20 protein-coding genes are annotated in these 24537 nt (G+C 32.6%); 10 read left to right on the forward strand and 10 right to left on the reverse strand.

The window, feature by feature from the left end:
* Positions 1–45: 45 nt before the first annotated feature.
* Positions 46–543: a hypothetical protein gene (locus tag Q0910_RS25470; RefSeq protein WP_299222951.1), complete on the forward strand. Its 498-nt coding sequence runs from the start codon at positions 46–48 to the stop codon at positions 541–543.
* A gap of 123 nt (positions 544–666) precedes the next feature.
* On the opposite strand, the gene Q0910_RS25475 is transcribed toward Q0910_RS25470, so the two are convergent.
* Positions 667–2133, reverse strand: coding sequence for a hypothetical protein (locus tag Q0910_RS25475; protein WP_299222953.1), 1467 nt, complete (start codon positions 2131–2133; stop codon positions 667–669).
* Between the two features lie 1074 nt (positions 2134–3207).
* On the reverse strand, positions 3208–5136 hold the full coding sequence (locus Q0910_RS25480; protein ID WP_299222955.1) for an endonuclease: 1929 nt from the start codon (positions 5134–5136) through the stop codon (positions 3208–3210).
* Between the two features lie 372 nt (positions 5137–5508).
* Here Q0910_RS25480 and Q0910_RS25485 point away from each other — a divergent pair, with 372 nt between their 5' ends.
* From Q0910_RS25485 to Q0910_RS25495, 3 genes are all read left to right on the forward strand, one after another.
* Entirely contained in the window at positions 5509–5697 is a 189-nt protein-coding gene (locus tag Q0910_RS25485; protein WP_299222957.1) for a hypothetical protein, read from the forward strand.
* 207 nt (positions 5698–5904) lie between these two features.
* Entirely contained in the window at positions 5905–6039 is a 135-nt protein-coding gene (locus tag Q0910_RS25490; RefSeq protein ID WP_299222959.1) for a hypothetical protein, read from the forward strand.
* A gap of 143 nt (positions 6040–6182) precedes the next feature.
* A complete protein-coding gene (locus Q0910_RS25495; RefSeq protein ID WP_299222960.1) occupies positions 6183–6371 on the forward strand; it encodes a hypothetical protein in 189 nt (62 codons plus the stop codon).
* Positions 6372–6497: 126 nt separating this feature from the next.
* On the opposite strand, the gene Q0910_RS25500 is transcribed toward Q0910_RS25495, so the two are convergent.
* From Q0910_RS25500 to Q0910_RS25525, 6 genes are all read right to left on the reverse strand, one after another.
* The gene (locus Q0910_RS25500; RefSeq protein WP_299222961.1) at positions 6498–7361 is read right to left on the reverse strand and encodes a type IV pili methyl-accepting chemotaxis transducer N-terminal domain-containing protein; all 864 of its coding nucleotides are present in this window, start codon (positions 7359–7361) and stop codon (positions 6498–6500) included.
* Between the two features lie 243 nt (positions 7362–7604).
* Entirely contained in the window at positions 7605–8792 is a 1188-nt protein-coding gene (locus Q0910_RS25505; RefSeq protein ID WP_299222962.1) for an acetate kinase, read from the reverse strand.
* Positions 8793–8810: 18 nt separating this feature from the next.
* Positions 8811–10904, reverse strand: coding sequence for a phosphate acetyltransferase (pta, locus tag Q0910_RS25510; RefSeq protein WP_299222964.1), 2094 nt, complete (start codon positions 10902–10904; stop codon positions 8811–8813).
* Between the two features lie 314 nt (positions 10905–11218).
* Positions 11219–12319 (reverse strand): DUF2911 domain-containing protein, encoded by a 1101-nt coding sequence (locus Q0910_RS25515; protein WP_299222966.1) that lies wholly within the window; start codon positions 12317–12319, stop codon positions 11219–11221.
* A gap of 230 nt (positions 12320–12549) precedes the next feature.
* Positions 12550–13776 carry a TlpA disulfide reductase family protein gene (locus Q0910_RS25520; protein WP_299222968.1) on the reverse strand — a complete coding sequence of 409 codons (1227 nt, stop codon included), beginning with the start codon at positions 13774–13776 and terminating at the stop codon, positions 12550–12552.
* A 102-nt stretch (positions 13777–13878) separates the two neighbouring features.
* A complete protein-coding gene (locus Q0910_RS25525; protein ID WP_299222970.1) occupies positions 13879–14256 on the reverse strand; it encodes a hypothetical protein in 378 nt (125 codons plus the stop codon).
* Between the two features lie 223 nt (positions 14257–14479).
* Between Q0910_RS25525 and pheT the strand changes: the two genes are divergently transcribed.
* The 5 genes from pheT to Q0910_RS25550 all read left to right on the forward strand — a co-directional run bounded on the left by pheT (position 14480) and on the right by Q0910_RS25550 (position 20389).
* Positions 14480–16906, forward strand: a complete 2427-nt coding sequence (gene pheT / locus Q0910_RS25530) for a phenylalanine--tRNA ligase subunit beta (protein ID WP_299222972.1) — start codon at positions 14480–14482, stop codon at positions 16904–16906.
* Between the two features lie 192 nt (positions 16907–17098).
* Positions 17099–18877 carry a serine hydrolase gene (locus Q0910_RS25535; protein WP_299222974.1) on the forward strand — a complete coding sequence of 593 codons (1779 nt, stop codon included), beginning with the start codon at positions 17099–17101 and terminating at the stop codon, positions 18875–18877.
* Between the two features lie 340 nt (positions 18878–19217).
* Entirely contained in the window at positions 19218–19937 is a 720-nt protein-coding gene (locus tag Q0910_RS25540; RefSeq protein WP_299222976.1) for a hypothetical protein, read from the forward strand.
* A gap of 9 nt (positions 19938–19946) precedes the next feature.
* Positions 19947–20174, forward strand: a complete 228-nt coding sequence (locus tag Q0910_RS25545; RefSeq protein ID WP_299222978.1) for a DUF2007 domain-containing protein — start codon at positions 19947–19949, stop codon at positions 20172–20174.
* A 5-nt stretch (positions 20175–20179) separates the two neighbouring features.
* Complete coding sequence (locus tag Q0910_RS25550) at positions 20180–20389, forward strand: hypothetical protein (RefSeq protein ID WP_299222979.1); 210 nt, start codon at positions 20180–20182, stop codon at positions 20387–20389.
* Here the strand turns inward: Q0910_RS25550 and Q0910_RS25555 are convergent.
* Positions 20386–21945, reverse strand: a complete 1560-nt coding sequence (locus Q0910_RS25555) for a GMC oxidoreductase (RefSeq protein ID WP_299222981.1) — start codon at positions 21943–21945, stop codon at positions 20386–20388. The two genes, Q0910_RS25550 and Q0910_RS25555, sit on opposite strands and share 4 nt — an antisense overlap.
* Positions 21942–23795: a fatty acid desaturase gene (locus Q0910_RS25560; RefSeq protein WP_299222983.1), complete on the reverse strand. Its 1854-nt coding sequence runs from the start codon at positions 23793–23795 to the stop codon at positions 21942–21944. The genes Q0910_RS25555 and Q0910_RS25560 overlap by 4 nt, the downstream gene beginning before the upstream one ends.
* An 85-nt stretch (positions 23796–23880) precedes the next feature.
* Between Q0910_RS25560 and Q0910_RS25565 the strand changes: the two genes are divergently transcribed.
* Complete coding sequence (locus tag Q0910_RS25565) at positions 23881–24483, forward strand: TetR/AcrR family transcriptional regulator (RefSeq protein ID WP_299222985.1); 603 nt, start codon at positions 23881–23883, stop codon at positions 24481–24483.
* The last annotated feature ends 54 nt before the right edge of the window (positions 24484–24537 follow it).

Consider the following 24537-nt stretch of genomic DNA (forward strand, 5'->3'; position numbering starts at 1 on the left):
CCAATATTTAATTCAATTGATCCCAAAATAAAAGAGTATCTAATAATGACGGAAGAAGAAAAACGAAATTATTTTTGTCATATACACACCAACTTGTTTTCTCAAAGTAAATGCCATCATTGTTATAGAGGTATGTGTCATACTTGTCTACATAACAATTCTACTATTTGTCCGGACTGTATAAGAACACAGTTTTTAACTGGAGATCAATATAAAAATCAAAAAGAAATAAGCTATATTCTTTCTATAGGTTTAGGAGTTACTCTATTATTTCACGTATACCAATATTACACTATTTCTGAGATATACAATAATTTTAATTTTTTAGAGAGTCTTTTATACGTTCTTCTTGGGACTTTGACTGCCATTAGTGCATATTATATGTATAGTGAAGTTACTATTATTAGAGATGTTAGTAAAATCCCTTTTATTGGAGGAAAACTTGTTCTTTTATTAATTCTTATAAGTCTGGTTATAGGAATCCCATTATTATATTTACTTTACAAAATAGCAGTATTCCTAAGACATCACTTATTTTCTTAAAAATAAATAGTTTAAAAGTAATAACTATCAGCTTACAAATAAAATAACCCTTCAAACTCGGCATTACCCCTTAGCATTGAGAAAGAAGGGTCATCTTCCACTTATCAAACCTAATCAATTTTGTTAATTCCTGTAGTTCATTAGACATTGCACTTTGTTCTCTACATGGAACTTATTGCTCTGCCAAATGGGAATATGCATTTTTCCAGATTTCACAACAGGTAACTTTTCTTTTATTTTTGAAATAGTATTTATCTTTTCTATAGCTTTAGCATATCTTTTATCTATAGAGATAGAAGCGCCTCTATAAACATCAATCATATTACGTTGCAGCTCGTCTTTTCTTTTCCTGATAATAGAAATATCCACATCACCATTGTTAAGATCTTTTAATAATGATTGCCACTCTTCTTTTATTAAAAATGTCCGTAATGCAGATTGCTTATGCTTTATTGAGATATCTCCTAAATTATATTTTTGAAAATATAAAATAACCAGAAATATTACTGAAGATACCATAAACAATGCTAATCCAAGATCGAAATTTTCTGTAAATCCAATAATTAAAACTCCAGAAACTATAAGTAATGCTGTAAGAAACTGAAGTCCTTTAAACGTCATTAGCCTTTGGTTTAAAATTCGAATGCATTTTTTCTGTGCACTGTGTAGAGATATTGTCTTTTCGTATAGCTTACTTATTTGCAATTTTATTCTTACCGATTCAGGAAATTTACGCCCAAAAACTTCTCTCCATTTTTGTCTTGAACCCCATTTTTTATTAGACATCTCTAGTTTTATAGCACTTTCAATTTTAAAATGTGCAACAATAGCTTTATACCTAAAGTTTTCTGGGTTATGTATTTTTTGACCATTTCCTATACCATCCCAAACTACTTTTGAAGCTTGTTGACTCATTAGGAATTTAAAAAAGTCTAAGCACATAACATCAAATTGTGCATATGATTCGTAGTTCTTATTGGTAGATAATAAAAATTCATATGCCAGTGTATCTATCAATACATCCTTGATTCTTACTTTACAATTTTGTTTCCAGGCTTTAACCATTTTACATAATTTCCTAAGGTTATAATTAGTAGTTTTATCGACAACCTTCATAGCCTCTTGTAAAGATATAGGCTTATTAATACTCCAGCTACCATTTAGGTCTGCAAAAATATAACCTCCTCCATCCCTAATAAATCCGGGAAATACATTAAAACACATGCTATCAGAAAATCTAATGCTTATTGCATGTTTTTCTTGATTAATACTAGTTTTAGGATATATAGTTGCTATTGACCTTCGTACATCTTCCAGAAACCTTGCCTGATAATTTCCTCCGCATTCTTCATACTCAACCAGCAAATGAGATGGCATCTCAAAGATCATATCAATCTCTTGGATACCATCATTTGCGGTCTCTCTTCCATAGCAACCTGTATAAATACTGCCGTAACTAGTATCTATATTCCAAAAATCATTATTTAATTTTTTATTTATTGAATTGTAACGTAATGAAATAATTGATTTCTTTTTATCAGAAATCCTAAGCTCATCACAAAACATATTAAAGTTTGCCGATATACTCATCGTCATAAATATTTTTAGAAATCATTGGGCATATAACCCTATTGACTATTATATTATTAATTTATTTCCCCACATCAGGACTGGTTGCATGAAGTAGCGCAGTCTGGAAACGATTATCTATGCTGACAAACAAAAGTTATCAGATTGATTTATATTAGTGATAAGCTCGATATCAATGTGGGGTAAATATGAGTAACTAATAATCTTACTAAATAATCGTCGAGTGGTAAGTCTCCGAATTAATCCAAATCTAAATCCGAATTAATGGGTTTTAAGAGCACATTTAATTAACAAAAGATGAACTTCCAATGTGATAAGAAGTCAACTAATAAAAAGTATTTTTTTTTCATATCAATTTTATTTTGGGATTATTTAAAAATCTAATAACAAGCGCTTTATAATTTTTCTTAGTTCCAATGTACAAACAAAAACAAAAAATTAATTACGGTAAAACCATAATAATAATACGTGTAAAAAACCCAAAAAAACCTGAAGTATTGAAAAGCCTATAGCTAACACAAAGAATTGTCCTACAAAATAATGTTAAAAATTCATTTTTTTAACATTTAAACCTTTAAAATTGTGCGTTTCATCGTAAAATACTAGTAATAACAGGTTGATTTTCATGGGGAATTTACCCTTAAAAATGAATATTCTTACAGTGTTATTATTTAAATTCTACTTATAAACCGTAAATCGGAATAAAAAAATGGAAAATTCCCTCTTTTTTAATTCCAATTTATCAATAAAATTATAGAGAAATATTGAATTTAAACATTACACTTCATACAATAATAACCGATTTAGATATAGGTGTATTTTTAAATGGAAATGAAAAAATAAAGTACCTATTTCTAAATTACCATGTTCTAAATTTAATTATACTTTCTTTTTCACAACTCATCGAGAAATATTACTTCTAGAATATTCCATTTGATTATTATGATATGCCTTCCAGAAATATCTATTAATTAGGAATATGCTTACATATAGTATCATTTAGAAACCTCACTATACACTATAAAAAAAGCCCCACTTATTAAAAAGTAGGGCTTTTTATTAGAATATCTTCGGTTATTCTTTTACAAATTTCTTGTTAACAGTTCGTTTTCCATCATTAACAGAAATAAAATACATTCCTGATGGTAGTCCGTTAAGCTCAATTGGTTCTTTTATGACCTTCCCTACTTTTATAACTTGACCTATTTGATTTACAATTTTATAATCTGCCTTAGCTGTATTTTCTAGTTGTATTCTCACTTCTCCTATAACCGGATTAGGATAAAAACTAAAATCAAATACAGTAGCTATATTTTCTTTTACAATCTCCTCAGAAAAATTCCGTGATGCAGAACCTACACAGAAGCTATTACTGTCTTGCGTTCCGAAAGAACCTCCAGAAGCCAATATAGCTCCATTAGAAGAATCTGTTAAAACATAAGAACCATTACCATAATTACAACAAATACCGTCGCCATAAACATCCTTTACAATCAATGTATAACATCCTGTATCCAAAGTTCTGGATACATTAAGAGTTGAGCCATCTGCTTGAGCCCCATAAGTACCACCGGAATACACTACTTGATTACTATCGTTTCTTATTTCCCAACTTGTTTCTTCTGGATAATTATCAAAAGTAATTCTTAAATTAACATCAGTAGTCGTTGATCCACCACCTGTATTTCCAGAAGTGGAAAAATTGACCGCATCAACAGCCATATCCCCTTGCCAGGTAGTTCCTGTAATTCCATTAAAACGTAACTGCACTTTTTTGCCTGTGTAAGCAGCTAAATCAACAGAAGCTGTCTGCCAGGAATTTCCTTGATTTCCGGATTTGCTCCAGACGGATGCCCAAGTGGTTCCGTCAAGACTTGCCTCCAGAACCAAACTTCCCATAGCTGAAGCACCATACATATGATATTTAAATGAAAAGGTAGCCTGAGTTGCATTCGTTATATCGTAACAAGGCGAATACATTATTGCTCTTTTGTTAGAATAATTAGGAGTAGAAGATTCCATATAAATATAATAAGAACCTGCATTTGCTGAACTTGGACCAGTATTAGAAGATGGTGTGCTACCGGAACCAGTTACCCAATTAAAATCATCTCCAGATGTAGCTTGCTTCCAGGCACCAAAAGTATTTTCAAAACTTTCAGTATAAGGAAAAGAAGTTATTGTTGAACTACAGAGTGTATTTCCTCCACCTCCGGTGGTTCCAAAACGATCCTCTGCTTGTGGTCCTCCCCAAATCTGAGTGGCAAATGCGGGATTATCAATAAAAGGGTTTCTATTTCCTTGTAAATTTTCGATAATTGGATTTCGTTGTAACTCTAATTGAGAAACGGGATCTTCAGCATTCCATTCCAGAAACAACTGGATCATATTAGTATCGCCTGGTACTGCTGTTCCTATTCCAACATTAGAAGGTAAACATCGGTTACCATATCTTATGTACATAAACATCATCATCCGGGCTACATCACCTTTAAATTCATCTCCTGGATACCAATGTCCTTGTGAAGTCGTTCCGGAATTTCCAGAACCATCTGCAAACTTACGACTTCCTCTACTAGAATTTCTTTGCACATCAGAAGGTCTTAGATGATGCGCATCAGCTCCTGGCCCGGAAGTTCCTAAATTCGGATTACCTAAAGATTTTGGATACACGTGTTCTCTATTCCAGTCCGTAGAACCTCCACCATTATTATTTACTCCTCTGGTTCTATCTGTTGTAGAGTTCCCATCAGTATCACTAAATCCATAGATAAGAACAACTCTAGAAGAGTTCGTAGGATCAAGATCTGTTTGTTTTAAGGCGTCCCAAACTCCAGGAGTATACGATAATGTATTCGTTTGAGTGTTTGTAACTTTAGTAGCTAATTCGCTTTTTAAAGACTGACCAGATAAAGAAAGATTCACATCATTATAATATGATGGTATCTGACCAAAACTAGTAAGAGCGTACCCCATTACTAGTAATAGCAATAATTTTTTCATTGTGTGTTGTGAGTTAATTTAGTAAATTTTAACGTTTCCGAAGCTAAAACTATTTTGTTAAATTAACTAGAGGTCTATGTTATCAAATCATTACCCAATATGTTGATAATGTAACAATTAGCTTATTTAAAAAACACAAACACTTGATTTTAAACAAATTACACGAAAACAAACTTGTTAATAAGTTGTTTCTTACAAAGCTATATAGGAATTATACTTCAATATCATCATGCAAAACCTATAAGTAGTGAAAAGAATATCATATACTTTAGTAGAATATATAATTAATCCTCAATTCTTTAGGGTGTTTAACGTACTGTAATTAGGGAATTTTCACTTACATTTAAACAATTAACTTAAATATCTTACACAATGAAGAAAATCTTAGAATTAAAAGGAATCCAAAAATTAACTAAAGAGAATCAAAGACAAATTAAAGGAGCTTGGCAAGGACGTGCTACGTGCTGTCCTAGTGGCAGAGGCTGCCTTATAAGTTTTGGAAACCAAAGCTTCTGTGAACCAGGATATTGTGATCGCTGGGGAAGATGTATTTTTGCTTAATTGCAAAAACTTAAAACCTATAAAGGCATTCTTAACTAGTTTGCCTTTTTTTTACCTTCAAAAAAAAGCATCTTTATTAACTTAAATATTATACACAATGAAAAAAAATCTTAGAATTAAAAGGAGTTCAAGAACTTAGCAAAGGACAACAAAGGTCCATAAAAGGAGCAAACACCTATATTTCTTGTTGTAATCCAAATCCTATCAATGGTAGCGGTAACAGATGCCGAATTAGTTTTCCGGGAGGTAGTTTCTGCGAGCCAGGAAGATGTAATGGATGGGGTGGATGTATTATCTTCTAAACCTATAAGAATTAGAGAGAATTTAAGAGAGGCTGTCTAAAAAGACCGTCTTTTTTGGTTTTTCGAACATCCCAATATTAAACACAAGTTGTTGAAATTTATAAATATCAAGCAAGTGAACTTGTATTTCAATTTGCTTTACGACTATCTTGTAAGTATATATTAACTTTAAATATCTACACAATGAAAAAAATCTTAAACCTTAAAGGAATTCAGAAATTAACAAAAAAAGATCAACAGCAAATCACTGGTGCTTGGGGACGCCCTTTTGTATACTGCGGACCACCAAGAAAATGTTGCCAAATGTTTAATGGAATGGAGTTTTGTGACTTTGGATATTGCCAGCCTAATGGGACTTGTATTTGGGCATAATGAATTATGAACCATTTTAAATTTAAAAAGACTACTTAAAATTTAGGTAGTCTTTTTATATTGTTCTTTACTGCATATACAAGTTAATTTAGAGATGATTTTAGCTTACAGTAAGAAAAACTATTATTAAAGATCTACTTTTTCATATAGATTTGTAATATCATTAAATACAACCGTTAGAGCGTCACTTAACTTATACACCTCTTCTTTTTTTAAGGTTTTATTCATTAATTTTTCTTTTTGAGTCTTAACATTATCCCATTTGGTCAATGCTAACCCAATCTTTTCGTCTATTTCGGGATTATTAAACTGGCAAATCATTAATTTAGTTAATGCTCCTTCTAATTCATTATATGTATTGTTTAATATTCTTGTAACATTCTTATCATTTACCGCTATAGTATTAGCATAATAGTAAAGAGCCAATCTTTGGGAAAGCATCCTTTGTCGACCTGCTACATTAATAATTGTTTGTAACTCTAATCGATCCGCTATGCTAACATTATCACCTAAAACCTCTGCATCCGTTGCAGAATTTACCAATTTAGAATTATTTATAATAGAAGCTACGGTTTGATTAGATGCCATCAGCAAATCGGTATTCAAATCTGTTATCTTTTTAGCATTTTCGTAACCCGGTGTTGTTTCTAGTGCTTTTTTGAACTCTACAAATAATTGATCAACCTTTTGAATATTAGTTGTAGTTAATTTATTTCTGGAATTTTCCAATAAAAACGAGTTCTGTCTTTCAAATAAAATTTTAGACGTTAATAAATCCTTTTTTGCTTTCATATCACTAGGATTAGAAACCAGATACAAATATGCTTTAGACATTTTTTGCGTAAGCATTCTTTGTTTCCCTGCTACGTTAATAGCGTTGTTAAAGGTGACCTTTCCAAATTTAATGTTTTGCTGTGCCTGTAAAGAAGTACTGAATACCATAAGAAGTAGTACAACAATACTACTTACCAACTTGTTGTTTGAAGTCATAATAAAATAGATTTAGGTTTTATTTTCTTCATTACTATGTTAGAAGAAAAATTAAAAAAATAGAGCAAAAATGTAAGAAGTGTACGTTAAGTAGGTTATGTGTTCTCTTACAAACACAGGTCGAAAATATACTTTTATTTGGATAATAAAAAAAAATAAATGTTAAAATTTCCCCGAACAAAAACAAATAAATCCTTTAAATTAAGGTTTTTACAAAAAAAATCTATGCATAAAAACAAATCTCTATTGTTCCAACAACCTCAATGATTGCTGAGCAATCTCCAATTCTTCATTTGTAGGAATCACTAGAATTTTAACCTTAGAAGAAGCCTGGCTAATGTCTCTAATTTCTTTAGATCTGACACTATTTTTTTCTTCATCCAATTCAATCCCTAAATACTCTAAATTAGTGCTAACCAATTTCCTTATTACATCAGAATTCTCTCCAATTCCTGCTGTAAACACAATGGCGTCCAAACCATTCATCACAGCTGTATATGAACCTATAAACTTTTTAATACGATACGCATTCATTTCTAAAGCTTTCTGGCAATTCACATTTCCATTTTCTGCATTAGATTCTATATCACGTAAATCACTATATCCGGTTAAGCCAAACATACCACTTTCTTTTTGGAGTAACGAGTTGACTTCATCCAAAGAATACCCTAATGATTTTACTAAATAAAAGATGACAGCAGGATCGATATCACCGGATCGAGTACCCATTATCAATCCATTCATTGGTGCGAATCCTAAGGTATGGTCTATACTCTTACCATTTTCTATAGCGGTCATACTGCATCCATTACCTAAATGAATTGTAATAATCTTAGTGTTTTGCTTTCCTAAAAACTCAATTGCTTTTTCTGATACATATTTATGACTGGTACCGTGAAAACCGTATACCCTAATATGGTGTTCATCCAGAAAAGCGTTAGGAATTGCATATTTATAGGCTTCCACAGGCATTGTCTGATGAAACGCTGTATCGAATACTGCAACTTGTTTTGCATCTTTAAAAATCTCTTCTGAAACCAAAATCCCTTGCAAATTCGCAGGATTATGAAGTGGTGCTAACGCAGAAAGTTTTTCTATTTTTTGCTTTACCTCGTTATTAATTTCTACAGTTTTAGCAAAAGTACTTCCTCCGTGAACCACCCTATGCCCTACTACTTGAATTTCTGAAGCTGAAGTAATCACTCCTATTTCCGAATCCAGTACATAGGAGGCAATTAATTTCAGTCCTATTTTATGATCAGGAATAGTAACCTCTTTTTCAATATCCTGAGTATCCGTTTTATAGTTGATTTTAGCATTTTCTAACCCGATACGCTCCACCAATCCTGAGCAAAGAACTTCGGCCGAGGGCATATTGAATAATTGAAATTTAATTGATGAACTTCCTGAATTTAATACTAGTATTCGCATAACGTAAGTTTCTTCTTTTTATAATCCTTGAGCCTGAATTGCGGTAATAATAACTGTATTATAGACATCATCTACTGTACAACCTCTACTTAAATCATTTACCGGTTTATTTAGTCCCTGAAGCATTGGACCAATTGCTAAAGCTCCTGTTTCTCGTTGTACAGCCTTATACGTATTGTTACCGGTATTAAGATCAGGAAATATCAAAACACTAGCTTGTCCTGCCACTTCAGAATCAGGAAGCTTACTCTGTCCAACCCTCATATCCACAGCAGCATCATACTGTATTGGGCCTTCAATCTTAAGTTCCGGATGCTTTTCTTTTACTATTCTCGTAGCTTCTCTTACCGTTTCCACATCTTCTCCTTTTCCAGATGTACCAGAAGAATACGATAACATTGCTACTTTTGGCTCGATACCAAATGCAGCAGCTGATTGGGCTGAAGAAATTGCTATTTCTGCTAGTTGTTCAGCATTTGGATTCGGATTGATAGCACAATCTCCAAACACAGAAACCCTATCATCTAAACACATAAAGAACACAGAAGACACTACTTTTACACCTGGTTTAGTTTTAATAAACTGTAATGCTGGTCTAATAGTATGCTGGGTAGTATGAACAGCTCCAGAAACCATTCCGTCCGCGTGACCTTTGTAAATCATCATGGTTCCAAAATAAGATACATCTGCCATCATATCCCTGGCCATGTCCATATTCACATTCTTATGTTTTCGCAATTCGTAAAATGTTTCTGCATAATCATCAAAATGTGCGGATTTTGTTGGAGATACAATGTTTACCTTACTAAAATCAATAGGAATATCTAGCTTAGTAGCCTTACTTTTGATTTTCTTTTCTTCACCGATAAGGGTAATATCTACTACATTAGATGCTTGTAATCTAAATGTTGCTCTTAGAATTCTCTCATCAGATCCTTCAGGTAGAACAATGTGCTTTTTATGTTTTAGTGCTCGTTTTAAGAGGTTATACTGAAACATACTTGGGGTCAAACTATCGGACTCAAAAGTAATCAAAGGATCTACTAAACGATCTGCATCAACATACTGTTCGAATGTGCTAATCGAAGTATTTATTTTTTGTAGATTATCTGCATATATTTTTGATCTAATAGCACCTATCTTATTCGTAATCGAAAAAGTTCCTTGCGGAACTGATACAATTGGTACCGAAAGAGATACACCTTCTATTAATTTAAGAATTGGTTCCTCTGGTATGATTCCTCCTGTAAGAATAATACCCGAAATTTTAGGATAGTTATCCGATATATTAGCTTGTAAAACGCCCAAAATAATATCAGCACGATCACCCGGAGTAATCACAAGGCTATTATCCTTAAGATGTGTAAGGTAGTTACGTAATTGCATAGCTCCTACACCAAAGCTTCCTGCTTGATTATTCAAAAACTCTTTTCCGAAGAGAATGTTTCCATCTAATTCTTTTACAATCTCTCTAATTGTAGGGTTAATTAAGGAACTTATTTTAGGTATAATTATTTGCGCTACACCTTCTTCGAATTCCTCTTCTAGTTTTTCCGTTAATTCTTTTTCGCAACCATTAACAACCTTGTTAGCGACCACTGCAACCACCTCTGCATCTTTACTGGTAAAAGTATCATACGCTAATTTTAGATTTCCGGCGATTTCTTCTTTTGTCTTATCCACACCACTAGCCACGATAATGGATGGAATCCCTAAGTTTTTTGCAATGATGATATTAATATCAAATTCAATGATACTTCCTTCATCAGAAAAATCTGTTCCTTCTACCAGAATAAAATCGAATTTTTCTTCCAGATTTTTATATTTCTCTATAACACCGTCTATAATTGCTCCAGATCTACCTTGATTGTACTTCTGGAGCACCTCACTTCTGGTAAAAGCATAGGTGTTTTTGAAATTGATATCTAACTCAAAATGTGATATTACAGTATTAATATGGTTATCTATTTCCCCTTCTTTAGGGTCATCAATAATAGGTCTGAAGTATCCTACTCTAGCTACTTTTCCCAGTAACATTCTCATTAATCCTAAAACAACAATGGATTTACCACTATTAGGTTCAATAGTAGCAATATAAACGGCTTTACTCATGTATATAAATTTGGTGGTGCAAAGATATGGTAATCGCACTAAAATAATACATTGTAATATAACAAGAAAAAGTTATCCTTTTAAGGTCAAAAAACATTAACCTTTTTATTCTGAATTAAACAAAAAAAGGATCAGTACTTTACTGACCCCTTTATAAACAATTGATATTATTAACTGCTGAAAATTTCCTGTTTTGAATACCATATCTTAAAACAGATTTTCAAAATTGAAACTATACCTTAAATGGATCCCGCTCTACAGCGGGATAATTTCAGCCCTATTTTGAAGGCGGTGCCTTCAAAATAGGGCTGAAATTAATTTATATCTTCGCCTTTTTTAAGCTTTTCCAGGTCACCTGACAACCTTCCTTTAAATCTTTCGGGAGCATTACCCAAAGCTACATTAATAGATTTGATCGCATTTTTATAGTCTCCTGTTGCAGAATATGCTCTAGCCAACCCATAATTAGAGGGCCAAGCACCATTATTATTTTTCACATTATTCTTTAGAATCTCTAGTGCTTTATCTTTTTGTCCTTGACCAATAAGACCATTCCCCAATTGAAATACCTGAGTAGCATTTCCCATAGTTGCGGCCTTATCTACTATTGTCATTGCTTCCTGAGTCTTACCTTGTTTTGCTAAAATCTGAGATTTTAAAGAAAGATTGCTAAATGTTTCTTTACTAAAGAAATTACCACTGATCGATCCATTTACCCATTCTAAAGCCTGATCCAGATCGCCTGCATTAAACGCATAGTTGGCAGCATTATCCCAGTTTGTTTGGGTAAATCCGGCATTGCCTCTAAGATCGTCTTTTATTCCTTTCATGACTATACCCGTTACATCTACTTCTATCTTAAAAGGGATTTCTTTTTTCTCCCATCGCAAAGCTGCAATTGTATTATTTGCTTCAAAAGAAGGAAATAAAAACATTAGTGTTTCGGTATGAGGCACTTCTTTAGTTTTAACATCTACACGTAATACATCTTCTTTTTCATCGTAAAAATAACTACCCCAAGAGCTTGAATTTTCAGAAAATATCACCGTAGCACCGCCATCTTCTTTTAACGCAATATGTAGCCCATAAAGTCCGGCTTTTATATCCTTTCCTTCTACCTTTACGTCATTCGAAAATTCTATTGTTGTATTCTGATTAGCTCCCGCTCTCCAAGGTGCTGCTGTAGATGTTCCAAATCCCAGATTATTATATCCGTAAGGAACTAGTTTTCCCCAAACTTCACGTTCTTTTACACTTGGTCTACCATAATCTATAGTAATATCTGTAATTCCTACTCTTTGCGTAACCTGTGCACGCTGACTAGCCTCAGGTGTTTTGAGCTGAGCATTTAACTGGATTGTAAACAACATCATTGCACAGGCAATACATGTCATCATTAGTTTGGATTGTTTCATCTGTTTTTATTTTTACTTTTTAGTGGTCAGATGGAATTCGCCAATAATCATTAAGGAAAGTAGCTACCTAATTATCATGGCTCATTTCATAACTGAATTGTTTGAATTTTTATTGGATTCCGTATGAAAGAAAAATCATACATCTCAAACAATATTAAGATGATATCCTCAATCCTAATGTTACCGTAATGTTAAAGTGAAAAAGTAAGTCCTAATAATTGTTAAATAATTTATTCTTTTAACAACTGGTTAACAAAACCTTCGAACTCTTTCTTATAATCTATATATTTTTGACCAGTTGCCGGACCATTAAAACCTGTATGAATCTTACGGACTTTTCCTTTTTTGTCTATAAAAATTGTGGTCGGATAAGACAACACATGATTAAGCATTGGCAGTTTCTCCTGAGCTTTTTCTTTATTTGATGTTCCGTATTGGGCTAAAAGAATAGGATATTCTACCTTTAATTTAGAACGCAATCTCTCAATGGATTTAAACGCTTTTTCTGAAGTCTTAGCATATTCAAACGCCAGTGCTACAAATTCGATATCCTTATCCTTATTTTTATTATAATAGTCTACATAATATTTGGTTTCATCCATACAATTAGGACACCAGGTTCCCATAATCTGGACCATGGTTACTTTATTTTTGAAACGATCATCTTCAAGAGAAACCTGATTTCCTTTTGCATCTGGAAAACTAAATTCTAATTTATCATATCCTTCTTTTATAAAAGTAAGAGAGTCTTCTGATGGTAATTCATATACCTCGTTACGTTTTGCTGTAAATGGTTCTTTCCAATGGTTACCAGAATAGAAATGACCATTCATAGTACTATCAGTAACCTGAGCAGTAAAAAGAAACGCATGTGCTCCATCAAAAGTGGATAATTCTAATTTATCATTGTTCAATACTCCTTCCAGATAACGATAATCACCTGTTGTCGTCCTGAATGTTCCAGTAACAATGTTTCCATTTTGTTTAAAAATTCCTTTAGCAATGTATTGATCTTCCGGAACATCTTTACTAAAAACTGATTCCCAATTCCCTTGAACGTTGGCAGTTGGTTTTGAAACAATTTCAAATCTATCTTTTACTCCAAACGTTCCTTTAAAAGGAACAATTCTGTCGAGACTCTCTTTAATAAAGCTTCCAGAGAGCGTCATAGAATCTTCGAATTTTGCTGCTATATATCCTTCAAAAACAGGAAATTTAATAAAAACTGAATCTCCTTCGATTCTTACCTCATCTACGTCTATGATTTCTTCAGCATTAAAAATTTTCAAAGTTTGATCATCAAAAACTTCAAACAGAAAAGGTAATTCCTTATTATCTTGCACAGCCAAGGAAGCTTTCCAAAGGCCACTTTTAAGGAATAATTCATTATTTGATTTCTCTTCTTTACAAGAGAATAACAAGAGTGTAGTTACAAGTATTAGAGTGTATTTTTTCATAGATCTGTGTAGAATATAAAAACTGTCTAGAAAGATTATCAAACCTTACTAGACAGTTCTTATTAATTATTAAAATATTTTTACGACACGTAAAAAATTCAATTAATTATTATTCCTTTTAGAAGGAGTTTTCTTTTTAGTTTCGTTTACGTTTTTATTTTGTTGTTTTTTCTTTAGTTCTTTTTTCCAATCCATATCAGCTTTTATTAAAGCTGCTTTATTTTTTTCTCGCCCTGTTAATCCTAATTCTTCCTGTAGCTTTTTAAAATTCTCTTCATCTTCCTTATCTACAGGCTCCTTAATTTTTTTAGCTTTTACCGATTTAGACGCTACTAAATTAGTCTTTTTTGATTTTGCTGATTTAGACGTTACTAAATTAGTTTTTTTTGATTTTGGAACATCGTGATATTGAGCATTGGAATTATATGTTCCAATAACAACAGTAAACATTGCTAACAATAAAAAATTTGAAAGTTTCATTTTAGGGCATTAATTAATTAACCCAAAAATACTGAATTCTATCGATAAATGTCAAATAATCAGGTTAAAAATCAAACTTGCAAAAGAATTGAGCGTTAAAATTCACTTAGAAATTATGTGAGTTTTCAAATATTATTTATCACTTGCAGTATAACCTACTTTTCTTGTTTGTCAGCTTTACCCAAAGTAGTATCTTTACCGCCTAATTTCAGAATCATCATTAATGAAAATTTCATATAACTGGCTTAAGCAATTTATTAAGCTTGATTGGGAGGCGGAAAAAGCAGGAGAACTACTTACTGATTTAGGGCTTGAAGTAGAAGGAATAGAAACCTATCAAAGTGTAAAAGGAGGTTTAGAAGGCGTAGTTGTAGGACAGGTTATTAGCTGTGCGCAACACACTAATGCAGATAAACTAAAAGTTACAAAAGTAGATTTAGGTAATGGAGATCCTGTGCAGATTGTATGTGGTGCACCTAATGTAGCTGAGGGCCAAAAAGTTCCTGTTGCAACTATTGGAACTAAATTATATGATGAAAATGGTGAGGAATGGAAAATTAAGAAAGGTAAAATTCGTGGAGAAGAAAGTTATGGAATGATCTGTGCCGAGGATGAATTGGGGCTTGGTAAAAGCCATGACGGTATTATGGTTCTTGATAACGACATTGCTGTTGGTACTCCTGCTGCTGACATTTTTGATATAGAAAATGATCATGTATTCGAAATAGGATTAACTCCAAACCGAGCAGATGCTATGAGTCATTGGGGTACTGCTCGTGATCTAAAAGCTGGTTTACAGCAAAAAGATCTGAACCTGGAACTTATTACTCCATCTGTTAGTAATTTTAAAGTAGAAAACAGATTACATAAGTTCGATATCGAAGTAAAGAATCCTGAATTAGCACCAAGATATTGTGGGGTTACTATTTCTGGATTGAAAGTAGCCGAATCCCCTTCTTGGTTACAGCATCGATTGAAGGCAATTGGCATTGCTCCAAAAAACAATGTAGTAGATGTTACTAATTATGTCTTACACGACTTAGGACAACCACTACATGCTTTTGATGCTCACTACATAGAAGGAAATAAAATTGAAGTAAAAACCCTAAAAACTGGTACTAAATTCACAACATTAGACGAGGTAGAACGTGAATTACACGAAGAAGATTTAATGATTTGTGATGCTAAAAAACCACTATGTATCGCAGGAGTTTTTGGGGGAATTAACTCTGGAGTTACAGAAAACACTACTTCAATTTTCTTAGAAAGTGCTTATTTTAATCCGGTAAGCGTTCGTAAAACAGCAAAACGTCACGGGCTAAATACAGATGCATCATTCAGGTTTGAGAGAGGTATTGACCCTAACGTTACTGAATATGCCTTAAAAAGAGCAGCTTTGCTTATACAAGAATTAGCTGGCGGAGATATTACCAGTGACATTATAGATCTATATCCTAAAAAAACGGAAGATTTTCAGGTGTTCTTATCTTTTGAGAATACTACAAAGCTAATCGGAGAAGAACTTCCTCAGGAAACGATCAAAAGTATTTTGAGTTCTTTAGAGATCAAAGTAAACAATATAACTGAAAGTGGCCTTGGACTAACCATTCCTGCATATCGCAATGATGTCCAAAGAGAAGCTGATGTTATTGAAGAAATTCTTCGTGTGTACGGATATAACAATATTCAATATACTCAAAAGTTAAACGCATCCATTTCTAACATTGATAAGTTTTCTGACCATAACATACAAAACACAATTTCTAATCAGTTGGTTGGGCAGGGTTTTAATGAAATGTTGGCTAATTCATTGACAGCTCCTGATTATATTTCATTATCGGAGCAACTAAAAGAAGAAAACAATGTAGAAATGCTCAATCCATTAAGTAATGATTTAGCAGTGATGCGACAATCATTATTGTTTTCTGGTTTAGAGGCTATTTCATATAACATCAATAGAAAGCGTTCTGATCTTAAATTTTTTGAATTTGGAAAAACGTATCATAATTACGAAAGCGGAAGAATTGAAAACAAACATTTAAGTTTATTAATTACCGGAAACAAAACCAAGGAAAGCTGGAAAATAGCTCAATCAAATAGTGATTTCTTTTATTTAAAAGGTGTTGTCGAAACCATATTGAGCCGTTTAGGAATCAAGACATCTAAAACATCGCCGATAAAGAACGATCTTTTTGCAGAAGGTGTTTCTTATAGTTTGGGAAAATCAAAGTTGGTAGAATTCGGAATCGTTAGAAAATCTGTTTTAAAACATTTTTCTATTTCTCAGGAAGTATTGTATGCTGATTTTAATTGGGATACCATACTGGAATTTGCAAGACGAACTAAGATTAAATTCACCGATATTCCTAAGTTCCCGGAAGTAAGAAGAGACTTTGCTTTATTATTGGACAACACAGTAACTTTTGAAGAAATTCATACCATTGCTAAGCAAACTGAAAAACAACTTCTGAAAAGTATTAACTTGTTTGATGTATATGAAGGTAAAAATTTACCGGATGGTAAGAAATCATATGCGGTTAGTTTTATATTACAAGACGAACATAAAACACTTACGGATAAACAAATTGATAAAATCATGAACAAGCTTCAGCATAATTTTGAAAATAAATTAGGAGCTGAATTACGATAAAAAAGTGATCTATATATAGATATTTTAAAAATGCCTTTGAAAATTTCAAAGGCATTTTTTATGAAAGAAAACATATCTTTAACCTCAAAACCCCTATAAAAACAATAAATGACAGATAGGTGACACCTAAATGGCGTAACAAAGACCGAGCTCTATCCATAGCTTTGTCCTGTACAAAAAAAAAACAAAAACATGGAACATCAATCAATTTCAAAAAATCTATTGTATCAACGTAAACTAAAAGGATACACACAAGAAGAGTTATCGGATAGAACAAAAGTTGGGATACGAACCATCCAACGCATAGAGAAGGGAGAAGTAAATCCACATTTACAAACGGTAAAACTATTAGCTACTGCATTGGATATCGAAGTAGATGATCTTCTTCCATTAGAAAACCCCAAAGAAGAAACGATACAACAAAAATGGTTATTACTATTACATGCAACTCCTATACTTGGATTCGTAATTCCGTTATGTAATATTTTGTTACCTATATTTCTTTGGATACATAAAAGAGAGGATAATAAAATCTATGACAACCATGGGAGATTGATAATCAATTTTCAAATCACGATGAGTATTTTATTTATTTTTTCATTTATAGCATTAGTCACATTACCAGGCCTCGGTTTTTTTCTTTTCATAGCGGTTATTCCATATAGTCTTATTGTAATGGTTATAAATATTATTTCTGTATTAAACTCCAAAAAATGTTATTATCCCTTATCTATCCCTTTCCTAAGAAAAAACAAGGTCACAAAATACATAGGGATTCTTGCTACAATAATTTCACTTAGCTGTATTAGCTGTTCCAATAACATATCAGAGCACATTGTTAGATTAGATAACTCCACTATCACCAAAGATTCTTTAACTTCCAAAATAGAACAGTTAGTTACCGATGCGAATGTGCATGGAATCGCGGTTACTGTTTTTAATAAAAATAAAGCTGTTTATAAGAAAGAATTTGGCCACAAAAATTACAAACAAAAACAGTTATTAACAGACTCTACTAACTTTTATGGAGCATCTTTTAGTAAAGCAGTTTTTTCTGTTCTGGTAATGAAATTGGTAGAAGAAGGAGTTATTGACCTGGATACTCCATTAGAATCTTATCTGCCTAAAAAAATACATGAATATGAACCAAAAACCAGATGGCATGATGATTTTTCTGCTTTAAAAACAGATTCACTATATCACAAAATAACTGCTCGCATGTGTTTAGCACATACTACAGGATTTCATAACTATAGATGGTATGAATCTGATCAAAAATTGAGAGTGCATTTTGAACCAGGTAGTCGCTATAGCTATTCTGGAGAAGGTTTTATATATCTGCAAGTGATTCTTGAAAAACTATTAGGAAAAGGACTTGAAGAAATAGCGCAAGAAAAATTATTTAAACCATTAGCGATGGATCACTCTAGTTATCAATGGAATGAATCGTTTGAAAACGATTTTGCTTACGGCCATTCTGCTGAAGGGAATCTTTTTAAGAAAGACAAAGACAATGAGCCTAGAGGCGGTGGCACTCTAGAAACAACTTCTGGAGATTATACAAAATTTATTGAAGCTGTCTTACAAAGTAAGATCATTTCTAAAGATTCCTGGGACGAAATCTTCAAGCCGCAAATAAGAATCAGAACATTAGCGCAATTTGGTCCATTATCCCATAAAGAAGGATCACTTAATGATAATATCCAGCTAAGTTATGGGTTAGGATGGGGAGTATTGGTATCTCCTTATGGAATTGGAGCTTTTAAAGAAGGTCACAGTGATGGTTTTCAGAACTACTCAATTGTATTTCCAGAAGCAGAAAAAGGAATTATGATTATGGCTAATAGTGATAATGGAGAAAGTATTTTCAAAGAATTATTAGAAGTAGCTTTAGGTGACACCTATACTCCCTGGAAATGGGAAAACTATATCCCTTATGATAACCAACAGAAGCTTCTACCTAAGAATTAAAAAAACCTAATTCCTTCATAGTAGATACTTATTATACAAGACAAAATGTATATAACCCAACCCGTTGTATTTTGATTTTTCTATTCAAAATTCGTCTAAAGGAGTGCTTCGATTGAAAGAAGAAGTGTATCGAGAATAGGATTTTGGATCCAAAAAGCTATTCTCGATACAATTTTCCTCCATTACATTTTGGAAAATCACTCGAATTGACGCTTTTCTTTAACATTTCTTTCATAATGCACAACTGGTTAACCCATTCATATTCAACATTTGTTAAAAACACAGAAATCTTGTAATACAGATCGTAAATACTTAATTTAGTGATGCTAAAGAAAGAAAAATGATGATTCCTAAGACCAATATCGAAAAAAAACTTACTCAACTACGCGACAAACAATTTGATCCGGCTCGTTGGGAATTACAAGTTCAAGATATTTTTAAAGAGGAAGATAAAAAGAATGATCGTATTATTAACTCATTAGAAAACGGTACTCCAGCGGCAGAAAACGATTTCATTTTTGATTTCTTAAAAAGCGCTAACATCTATCATATAGATCAGATTAAAAAAATCTGTATAGACTACAGATTACGCTTTTTGGATTCTAAATACTTCAAAGGCAAACTTCCTCAGGAAGCAGTATCAAAGATAAAGGATTTAGAGAAAATCCATGAAATAGAATTAAAGGGTTTTAAAATTATTGCTCCCTCAAAACTATTTAAGCTTGCAAATGCGGATGATCCTTTACTTTTTGCTCCAATAGGAAATGACTACTATTATTTAATCCATAAATGGGGAGATGATCTCCATCCATTTCGCAAATTGATGATGTGGTTTTTTAAGAGTTTTGAAAACTTATTAATTCTCACCTTTTTAGTGAGTCTTTTAATTACCTTTATGATCCCGCAAGGATTGTTCAGTAAAGAAAGTAATACCTCAGAATTTATAATGATATTTCTCTTTATGTTTAAATCTGTAGCAGCAGTTGTGCTGTTCTATGGTTTTGCTTTAGGTAAAAACTTTAATACTGCTATCTGGGATAGTAAATATTTTAACGCTTAACAACAATATATGTTTCCCGAAAGTGAATACGAAAGAGTGTATACCGGTAGTCTAATTAATATCCAATTTTTACAAAATTTGCTTCAGGATAGTGGCATCAATTCTATAACCAGAGATGATATGAAATCAGGTATGGCAGCTGGTTTTGGTGGCGGAATCCCAGATCACATTCAACTTTTTGTAAAAAAGACAGATGTAGAAGAAGCAATTCCCATCATAGAAAAAAGTTTATCTTAATCATTATGGAAGAAGAAGAAAATAAAAATCCTCGGAAAAATTGGGATTTTATGATTGGTATTGCACTGGTCTTATTCGGAAGTTTTAGACTATACCAGCGAACTCGTACTGAATCAGAATGGGATTATAGAGTTATTCTTACTATTTTGTTTATTGCTTATGGTGGTTTTTTGATTTATAGGCATTTTCAGAATCAGGATTCTAACAAAAGCTAAAGACCTTTATCAGGTATATTATTCATTGCTCTTTCTGTGATAGCGGTGATAGACAATGATGGATTTACTCCAGGATTGGCAGATATCATGGATCCGTCACAGATGTACATATTTTCGTATCCAAATACCATATTGTTCTTATCAATCACTCCCTCTTCTGCATTTGCCGCCATCACGGCACCTCCCAAAATATGAGCAGTAGAAGGAATTCCTGCTAGTGGTTCTAATCCAAAAACGGTTTCCTTTCCTCCTGTCAATTCTGCATATTTTTTTGCTAAACTGAGAGATTGCGGTATAAAAGCACTTGGTTTTTTACCGACAGTAACTGTGGTATTCATACGACCTATGGAATTTATTTTAAACTTTAGTGTACTATCTAATGTTTGCATAAATAAAAGGATAGCAGTGCTTTTACCCCAATCTTTTGTTGTGTACAATTTAAGATATGACAATGGATGTTTAATAAAACTAGTAATCATTTTTGTGATCCGAACTATTGTATTTTTACCATAGGTTAATGGTAAATGTGATAACCTCCAAAATCCGGAACCTTTTGCATATCGCACAATTTCTAAATGACTATTCTTATCAGTATTCAAAATAGAGCCTATAGCAACGCCCTTAGACATATCTTTTTTACCATCTAGATTTGTCACACTTATTAGACTTTCATTATTTGTCCGGATATCCGATCCTAAACGATTGGATAATCTCGGGAGGGATTTTTGTTTTAGCTTAAGCAATAACTTTACTGTGCCCAAAACACCTCCGGAAAAAATAACTCCTTTCGCTTTTACAGATTTTTTTGACTTAAAAAAACGAGTAGATGCTTTAAACTTCACTTGGTATCCATCTAAACAAGGAACTACATCAAAAACTTCGTTTTCCGCCAGAACATCAGCTCCAAGTTGTTGAGCCAGATATAAATAATTCTTATCTAATGTGTTTTTTGCACCAACTCTACATCCTGTCATACAACCTCCACAATAATTACAACCAGTTCGATCAGGCCCTTTTCCTTCAAAATAAGGATCTGAAACTGTTTTATTAGGTGTTCCAAAAAAAACAGCGACATCTGTTGGAGAAAAATCGTCTTTTATATTCATGCTGTCCGCTAACTCTTTTAATGCTTTATCTCCATCAAAAATTTGAGGGTTTTTCTGAGCTCCTAACATTTTTAATGCAGTCTGATAAAATGGTGCTAATTCTGATTGCCAATCTGCTAGATTTTTCCAACTACCAGAGGTAAAAAATTCTTTTTTTGGAACAGGAAGCGTATTCGCATATACCAGAGAACCTCCTCCTACTCCGGTTCCAGAAATTACAACTACATGTTTAAAAAAGGACATCTTCATAATACCAAACCACCTAAAAAAAGGAACCCATAGCCATTTCCTGAGATTCCAGTTTGATTTCGGAAAATCTTTGGGCTTATACCATTTTCCTTTTTCGATGACTAAAACTTTATATCCCTTTTCTGAAAGACGTAACGCACTTACTGATCCACCAAAACCACTACCAATAATTACGTAATCATATGCTGATTCAATTTTCATATTTCTATAGTTATATCGGTTTTTGGTGAGCACATACAAGTTAAAACATATCCTTGATCTATTTCATTATCCAGAAGCACTATATCCTCTTTAGAATTCCAGATAACATCTCCATCGATAAGTTTTGCTTTACAGGTACCGCAATCTCCCATCATACAAGCATGCGGAATTTCATTATCTGTTCTCAAAACTGCTTCCAGTATTGTTTCAGAAGTATCAACTACGTATGAAAATTTTGTGTTATTTATTTTTATAGCTACTTGATGTTCAATACCTGTAAGTTTTTTTGATTCTTTAGAAAATTCCTCCGTTCTAACCAAATTATCAGGAACACCTATCTTATTTAATACTATTTTAGAAGCTTCCATCATAGGTAATGGACCACAGATATAGCAATAAGTATCGCTATTAATTTCCTTTATGGAATGATATTGTCTATCTACATCTAAAATTTCAAAACTTAGTACATAAGTAAATCGTTTAGGATACATACTAGAAAGCTCCATCAGTTCGTTAGAAAAAATCACATCTGCTTTACTCTTACATCCATATAATAAGGTAACTTTTTTTTCTGAAGTTCTAAGAACAAACTTAATCATAGAAATTATGGGAGTAATACCACTTCCCCCAGCAATAAAAAGGAAGGGTTTGTCAATATTATTAGGCAATATAAACTTTCCAAAAGGGCCAGAAACTCGTAATGTGTCTTTTTCTTTGAGTTTTGTAACTAAATGACCAGATAGTTTACCTCCTTGGATACTTTTTACAGCAATTCCGAGTCTTCCTGTTATGGGATCTTCACAAATGGAATAACACCTACTTACCAAACTATTAGTTACACAATCAGCAACGACAACATATTGACCAGGTTTAAATAAAAAACGATTGCCTTTCAAATTTTTAAAAACGATCTTAACTGCATCTGATGTTTCCTGAAAAACATTTTCTACTTCGAGAATATAGCTCCAAGTCTTACCAGATCGAATATCTACATAGGTGTTTTGTTCATCAAATAACTTTAAGTCTTTACTTCTGAAACCCTCTATAATGGATTGCTTTTCTAAAAGCTCAGATTCTATATCTAAAAAACAACTACGGTATTTATAAAATGGAACTCTAGGATACAAGTGATGTATAAGGTGGTAACTTTGGTATAACGATAAAAACTCTAGTCCAGGAATAGTTACTACACGAGTATTATGATATTTACTTAAGTTATTATGTGGGTAATGTGGTAACCAATCAAAAGAAAAAGCTAGAATCGGTGCTGCTATAAGTGCAGATAATATAAATACAAAGAACAAAGCATCTCCGTATCCTAACGCTATCACGGTACTTAGAATAGACATCAAAATAAATAAAAAAACAATAGATTGGTTTCTAATGGACTTCATTGCAGCATTCTTTTTACTATGAGATCCTAAGGTTAACCCAAAATAATGACCAATCAATGTTACACATCTGAAAAATATAGATAAAGGATTACTACCATTCACATAATGATCAGGATCGTTAACTGGGTCATTCGTATGGGCATGATGTCTAAGATGAATAACTACAAATGCAGAGAAAGGAAACAAAAGAAAAAAACTTGATACCCATCCCAAAACTTGTTCTAACTTCGCAAATGACCTTACTCCTCCAGAGATATTTCCATGACTCGCTTCATGCGCGATCGTAAACATACCATAAGCTAGTGGTGCTCCTATAGAGGAAATCCATATTCCAGAAAACCCTTTAGTGTAAAAATACCACAGTAGCACATACCCTATACATAAAAAACCGAATAATAATATTGTTGGCCAGGCTACTTTTCCTGAATATTTTTGCCAGGGTGCTTTATTTTTCACGACTCAATTAGTTATGTTTGAAAAAAGGATATTTTTTTTCGAACTATTTATTCAAATATAGTTCGATTTTAGTAAATTACCAAGTATGGGAAGAAAATCGATTAGTAGAGAAAGGAAAGATAAAAACAAAAAGGTCGAACAATGGACACAAGCGCTTCTGTATAAATTAAGAACAACCGAACTTGGAGATCTTACTATGGACGATTTGGCTAAATTAATGAACAAAAGCAAATCTACTATTTATCAATACTTTGTAACCAAAGAAGAAATTTTTGAATATATCACTCAGGTTAGAGTTGATCACCTTAAAGCCTATAAAAATGAAATCTCCGGAGAACTATCAGGGCTAAATTACCAATACGAAACATTAGCCAAAATTCTTGCTGAAGGTGTAAAAGATGTTTCACCTTTCTATTTGAAACAGCTACAAATTCATTATCCAGATGCGTGGAGCATCGTTAAAGAGTTCTTACAAGGCTTACTAAAAGACCTTAAAGATTTTTACATTTTTGGGATTGAAAACAACATGTTTAAAGCTGTTTCGCCAGAACTATTAATCAAATTAGATGAGTATTTTATTATGCAACTCATTACGGACCATACTTTTTTCAATAACAATCAACAAACATTAGAATCTGCAATTACTGAATATATGTATATTAAATTTGAAGGGTTAGTTGCGAAATAACGTGGCAAAAAAAATCCTGCAAAATGCAGGATTTTTTTTATATAAATCATGGTT

This window comes from uncultured Aquimarina sp., from assembly GCF_947495315.1.
Lineage (GTDB): Bacteria > Bacteroidota > Bacteroidia > Flavobacteriales > Flavobacteriaceae > Aquimarina.

Excerpts from the sequence above, each read along its gene's own strand:
- Q0910_RS25470 (WP_299222951.1), top strand. The coding sequence starts at position 46 with ATGACGGAAGAAGAAAAACGAAATTATTTTTGTCATATACACACCAAC.
- Q0910_RS25475 (WP_299222953.1), bottom strand. The coding sequence starts at position 2,133 with ATGAGTATATCGGCAAACTTTAATATGTTTTGTGATGAGCTTAGGATT.
- Q0910_RS25480 (WP_299222955.1), bottom strand. The coding sequence starts at position 5,136 with ATGAAAAAATTATTGCTATTACTAGTAATGGGGTACGCTCTTACTAGT.
- Q0910_RS25485 (WP_299222957.1), top strand. The coding sequence starts at position 5,509 with ATGAAGAAAATCTTAGAATTAAAAGGAATCCAAAAATTAACTAAAGAG.
- Q0910_RS25490 (WP_299222959.1), top strand. The coding sequence starts at position 5,905 with ATGGTAGCGGTAACAGATGCCGAATTAGTTTTCCGGGAGGTAGTTTCT.
- Q0910_RS25495 (WP_299222960.1), top strand. The coding sequence starts at position 6,183 with ATGAAAAAAATCTTAAACCTTAAAGGAATTCAGAAATTAACAAAAAAA.
- Q0910_RS25500 (WP_299222961.1), bottom strand. The coding sequence starts at position 7,361 with ATGACTTCAAACAACAAGTTGGTAAGTAGTATTGTTGTACTACTTCTT.
- Q0910_RS25505 (WP_299222962.1), bottom strand. The coding sequence starts at position 8,792 with ATGCGAATACTAGTATTAAATTCAGGAAGTTCATCAATTAAATTTCAA.
- pta (WP_299222964.1), bottom strand. The coding sequence starts at position 10,904 with ATGAGTAAAGCCGTTTATATTGCTACTATTGAACCTAATAGTGGTAAA.
- Q0910_RS25515 (WP_299222966.1), bottom strand. The coding sequence starts at position 12,319 with ATGAAACAATCCAAACTAATGATGACATGTATTGCCTGTGCAATGATG.
- Q0910_RS25520 (WP_299222968.1), bottom strand. The coding sequence starts at position 13,776 with ATGAAAAAATACACTCTAATACTTGTAACTACACTCTTGTTATTCTCT.
- Q0910_RS25525 (WP_299222970.1), bottom strand. The coding sequence starts at position 14,256 with ATGAAACTTTCAAATTTTTTATTGTTAGCAATGTTTACTGTTGTTATT.
- pheT (WP_299222972.1), top strand. The coding sequence starts at position 14,480 with ATGAAAATTTCATATAACTGGCTTAAGCAATTTATTAAGCTTGATTGG.
- Q0910_RS25535 (WP_299222974.1), top strand. The coding sequence starts at position 17,099 with ATGGAACATCAATCAATTTCAAAAAATCTATTGTATCAACGTAAACTA.
- Q0910_RS25540 (WP_299222976.1), top strand. The coding sequence starts at position 19,218 with ATGATGATTCCTAAGACCAATATCGAAAAAAAACTTACTCAACTACGC.
- Q0910_RS25545 (WP_299222978.1), top strand. The coding sequence starts at position 19,947 with ATGTTTCCCGAAAGTGAATACGAAAGAGTGTATACCGGTAGTCTAATT.
- Q0910_RS25550 (WP_299222979.1), top strand. The coding sequence starts at position 20,180 with ATGGAAGAAGAAGAAAATAAAAATCCTCGGAAAAATTGGGATTTTATG.
- Q0910_RS25555 (WP_299222981.1), bottom strand. The coding sequence starts at position 21,945 with ATGAAAATTGAATCAGCATATGATTACGTAATTATTGGTAGTGGTTTT.
- Q0910_RS25565 (WP_299222985.1), top strand. The coding sequence starts at position 23,881 with ATGGGAAGAAAATCGATTAGTAGAGAAAGGAAAGATAAAAACAAAAAG.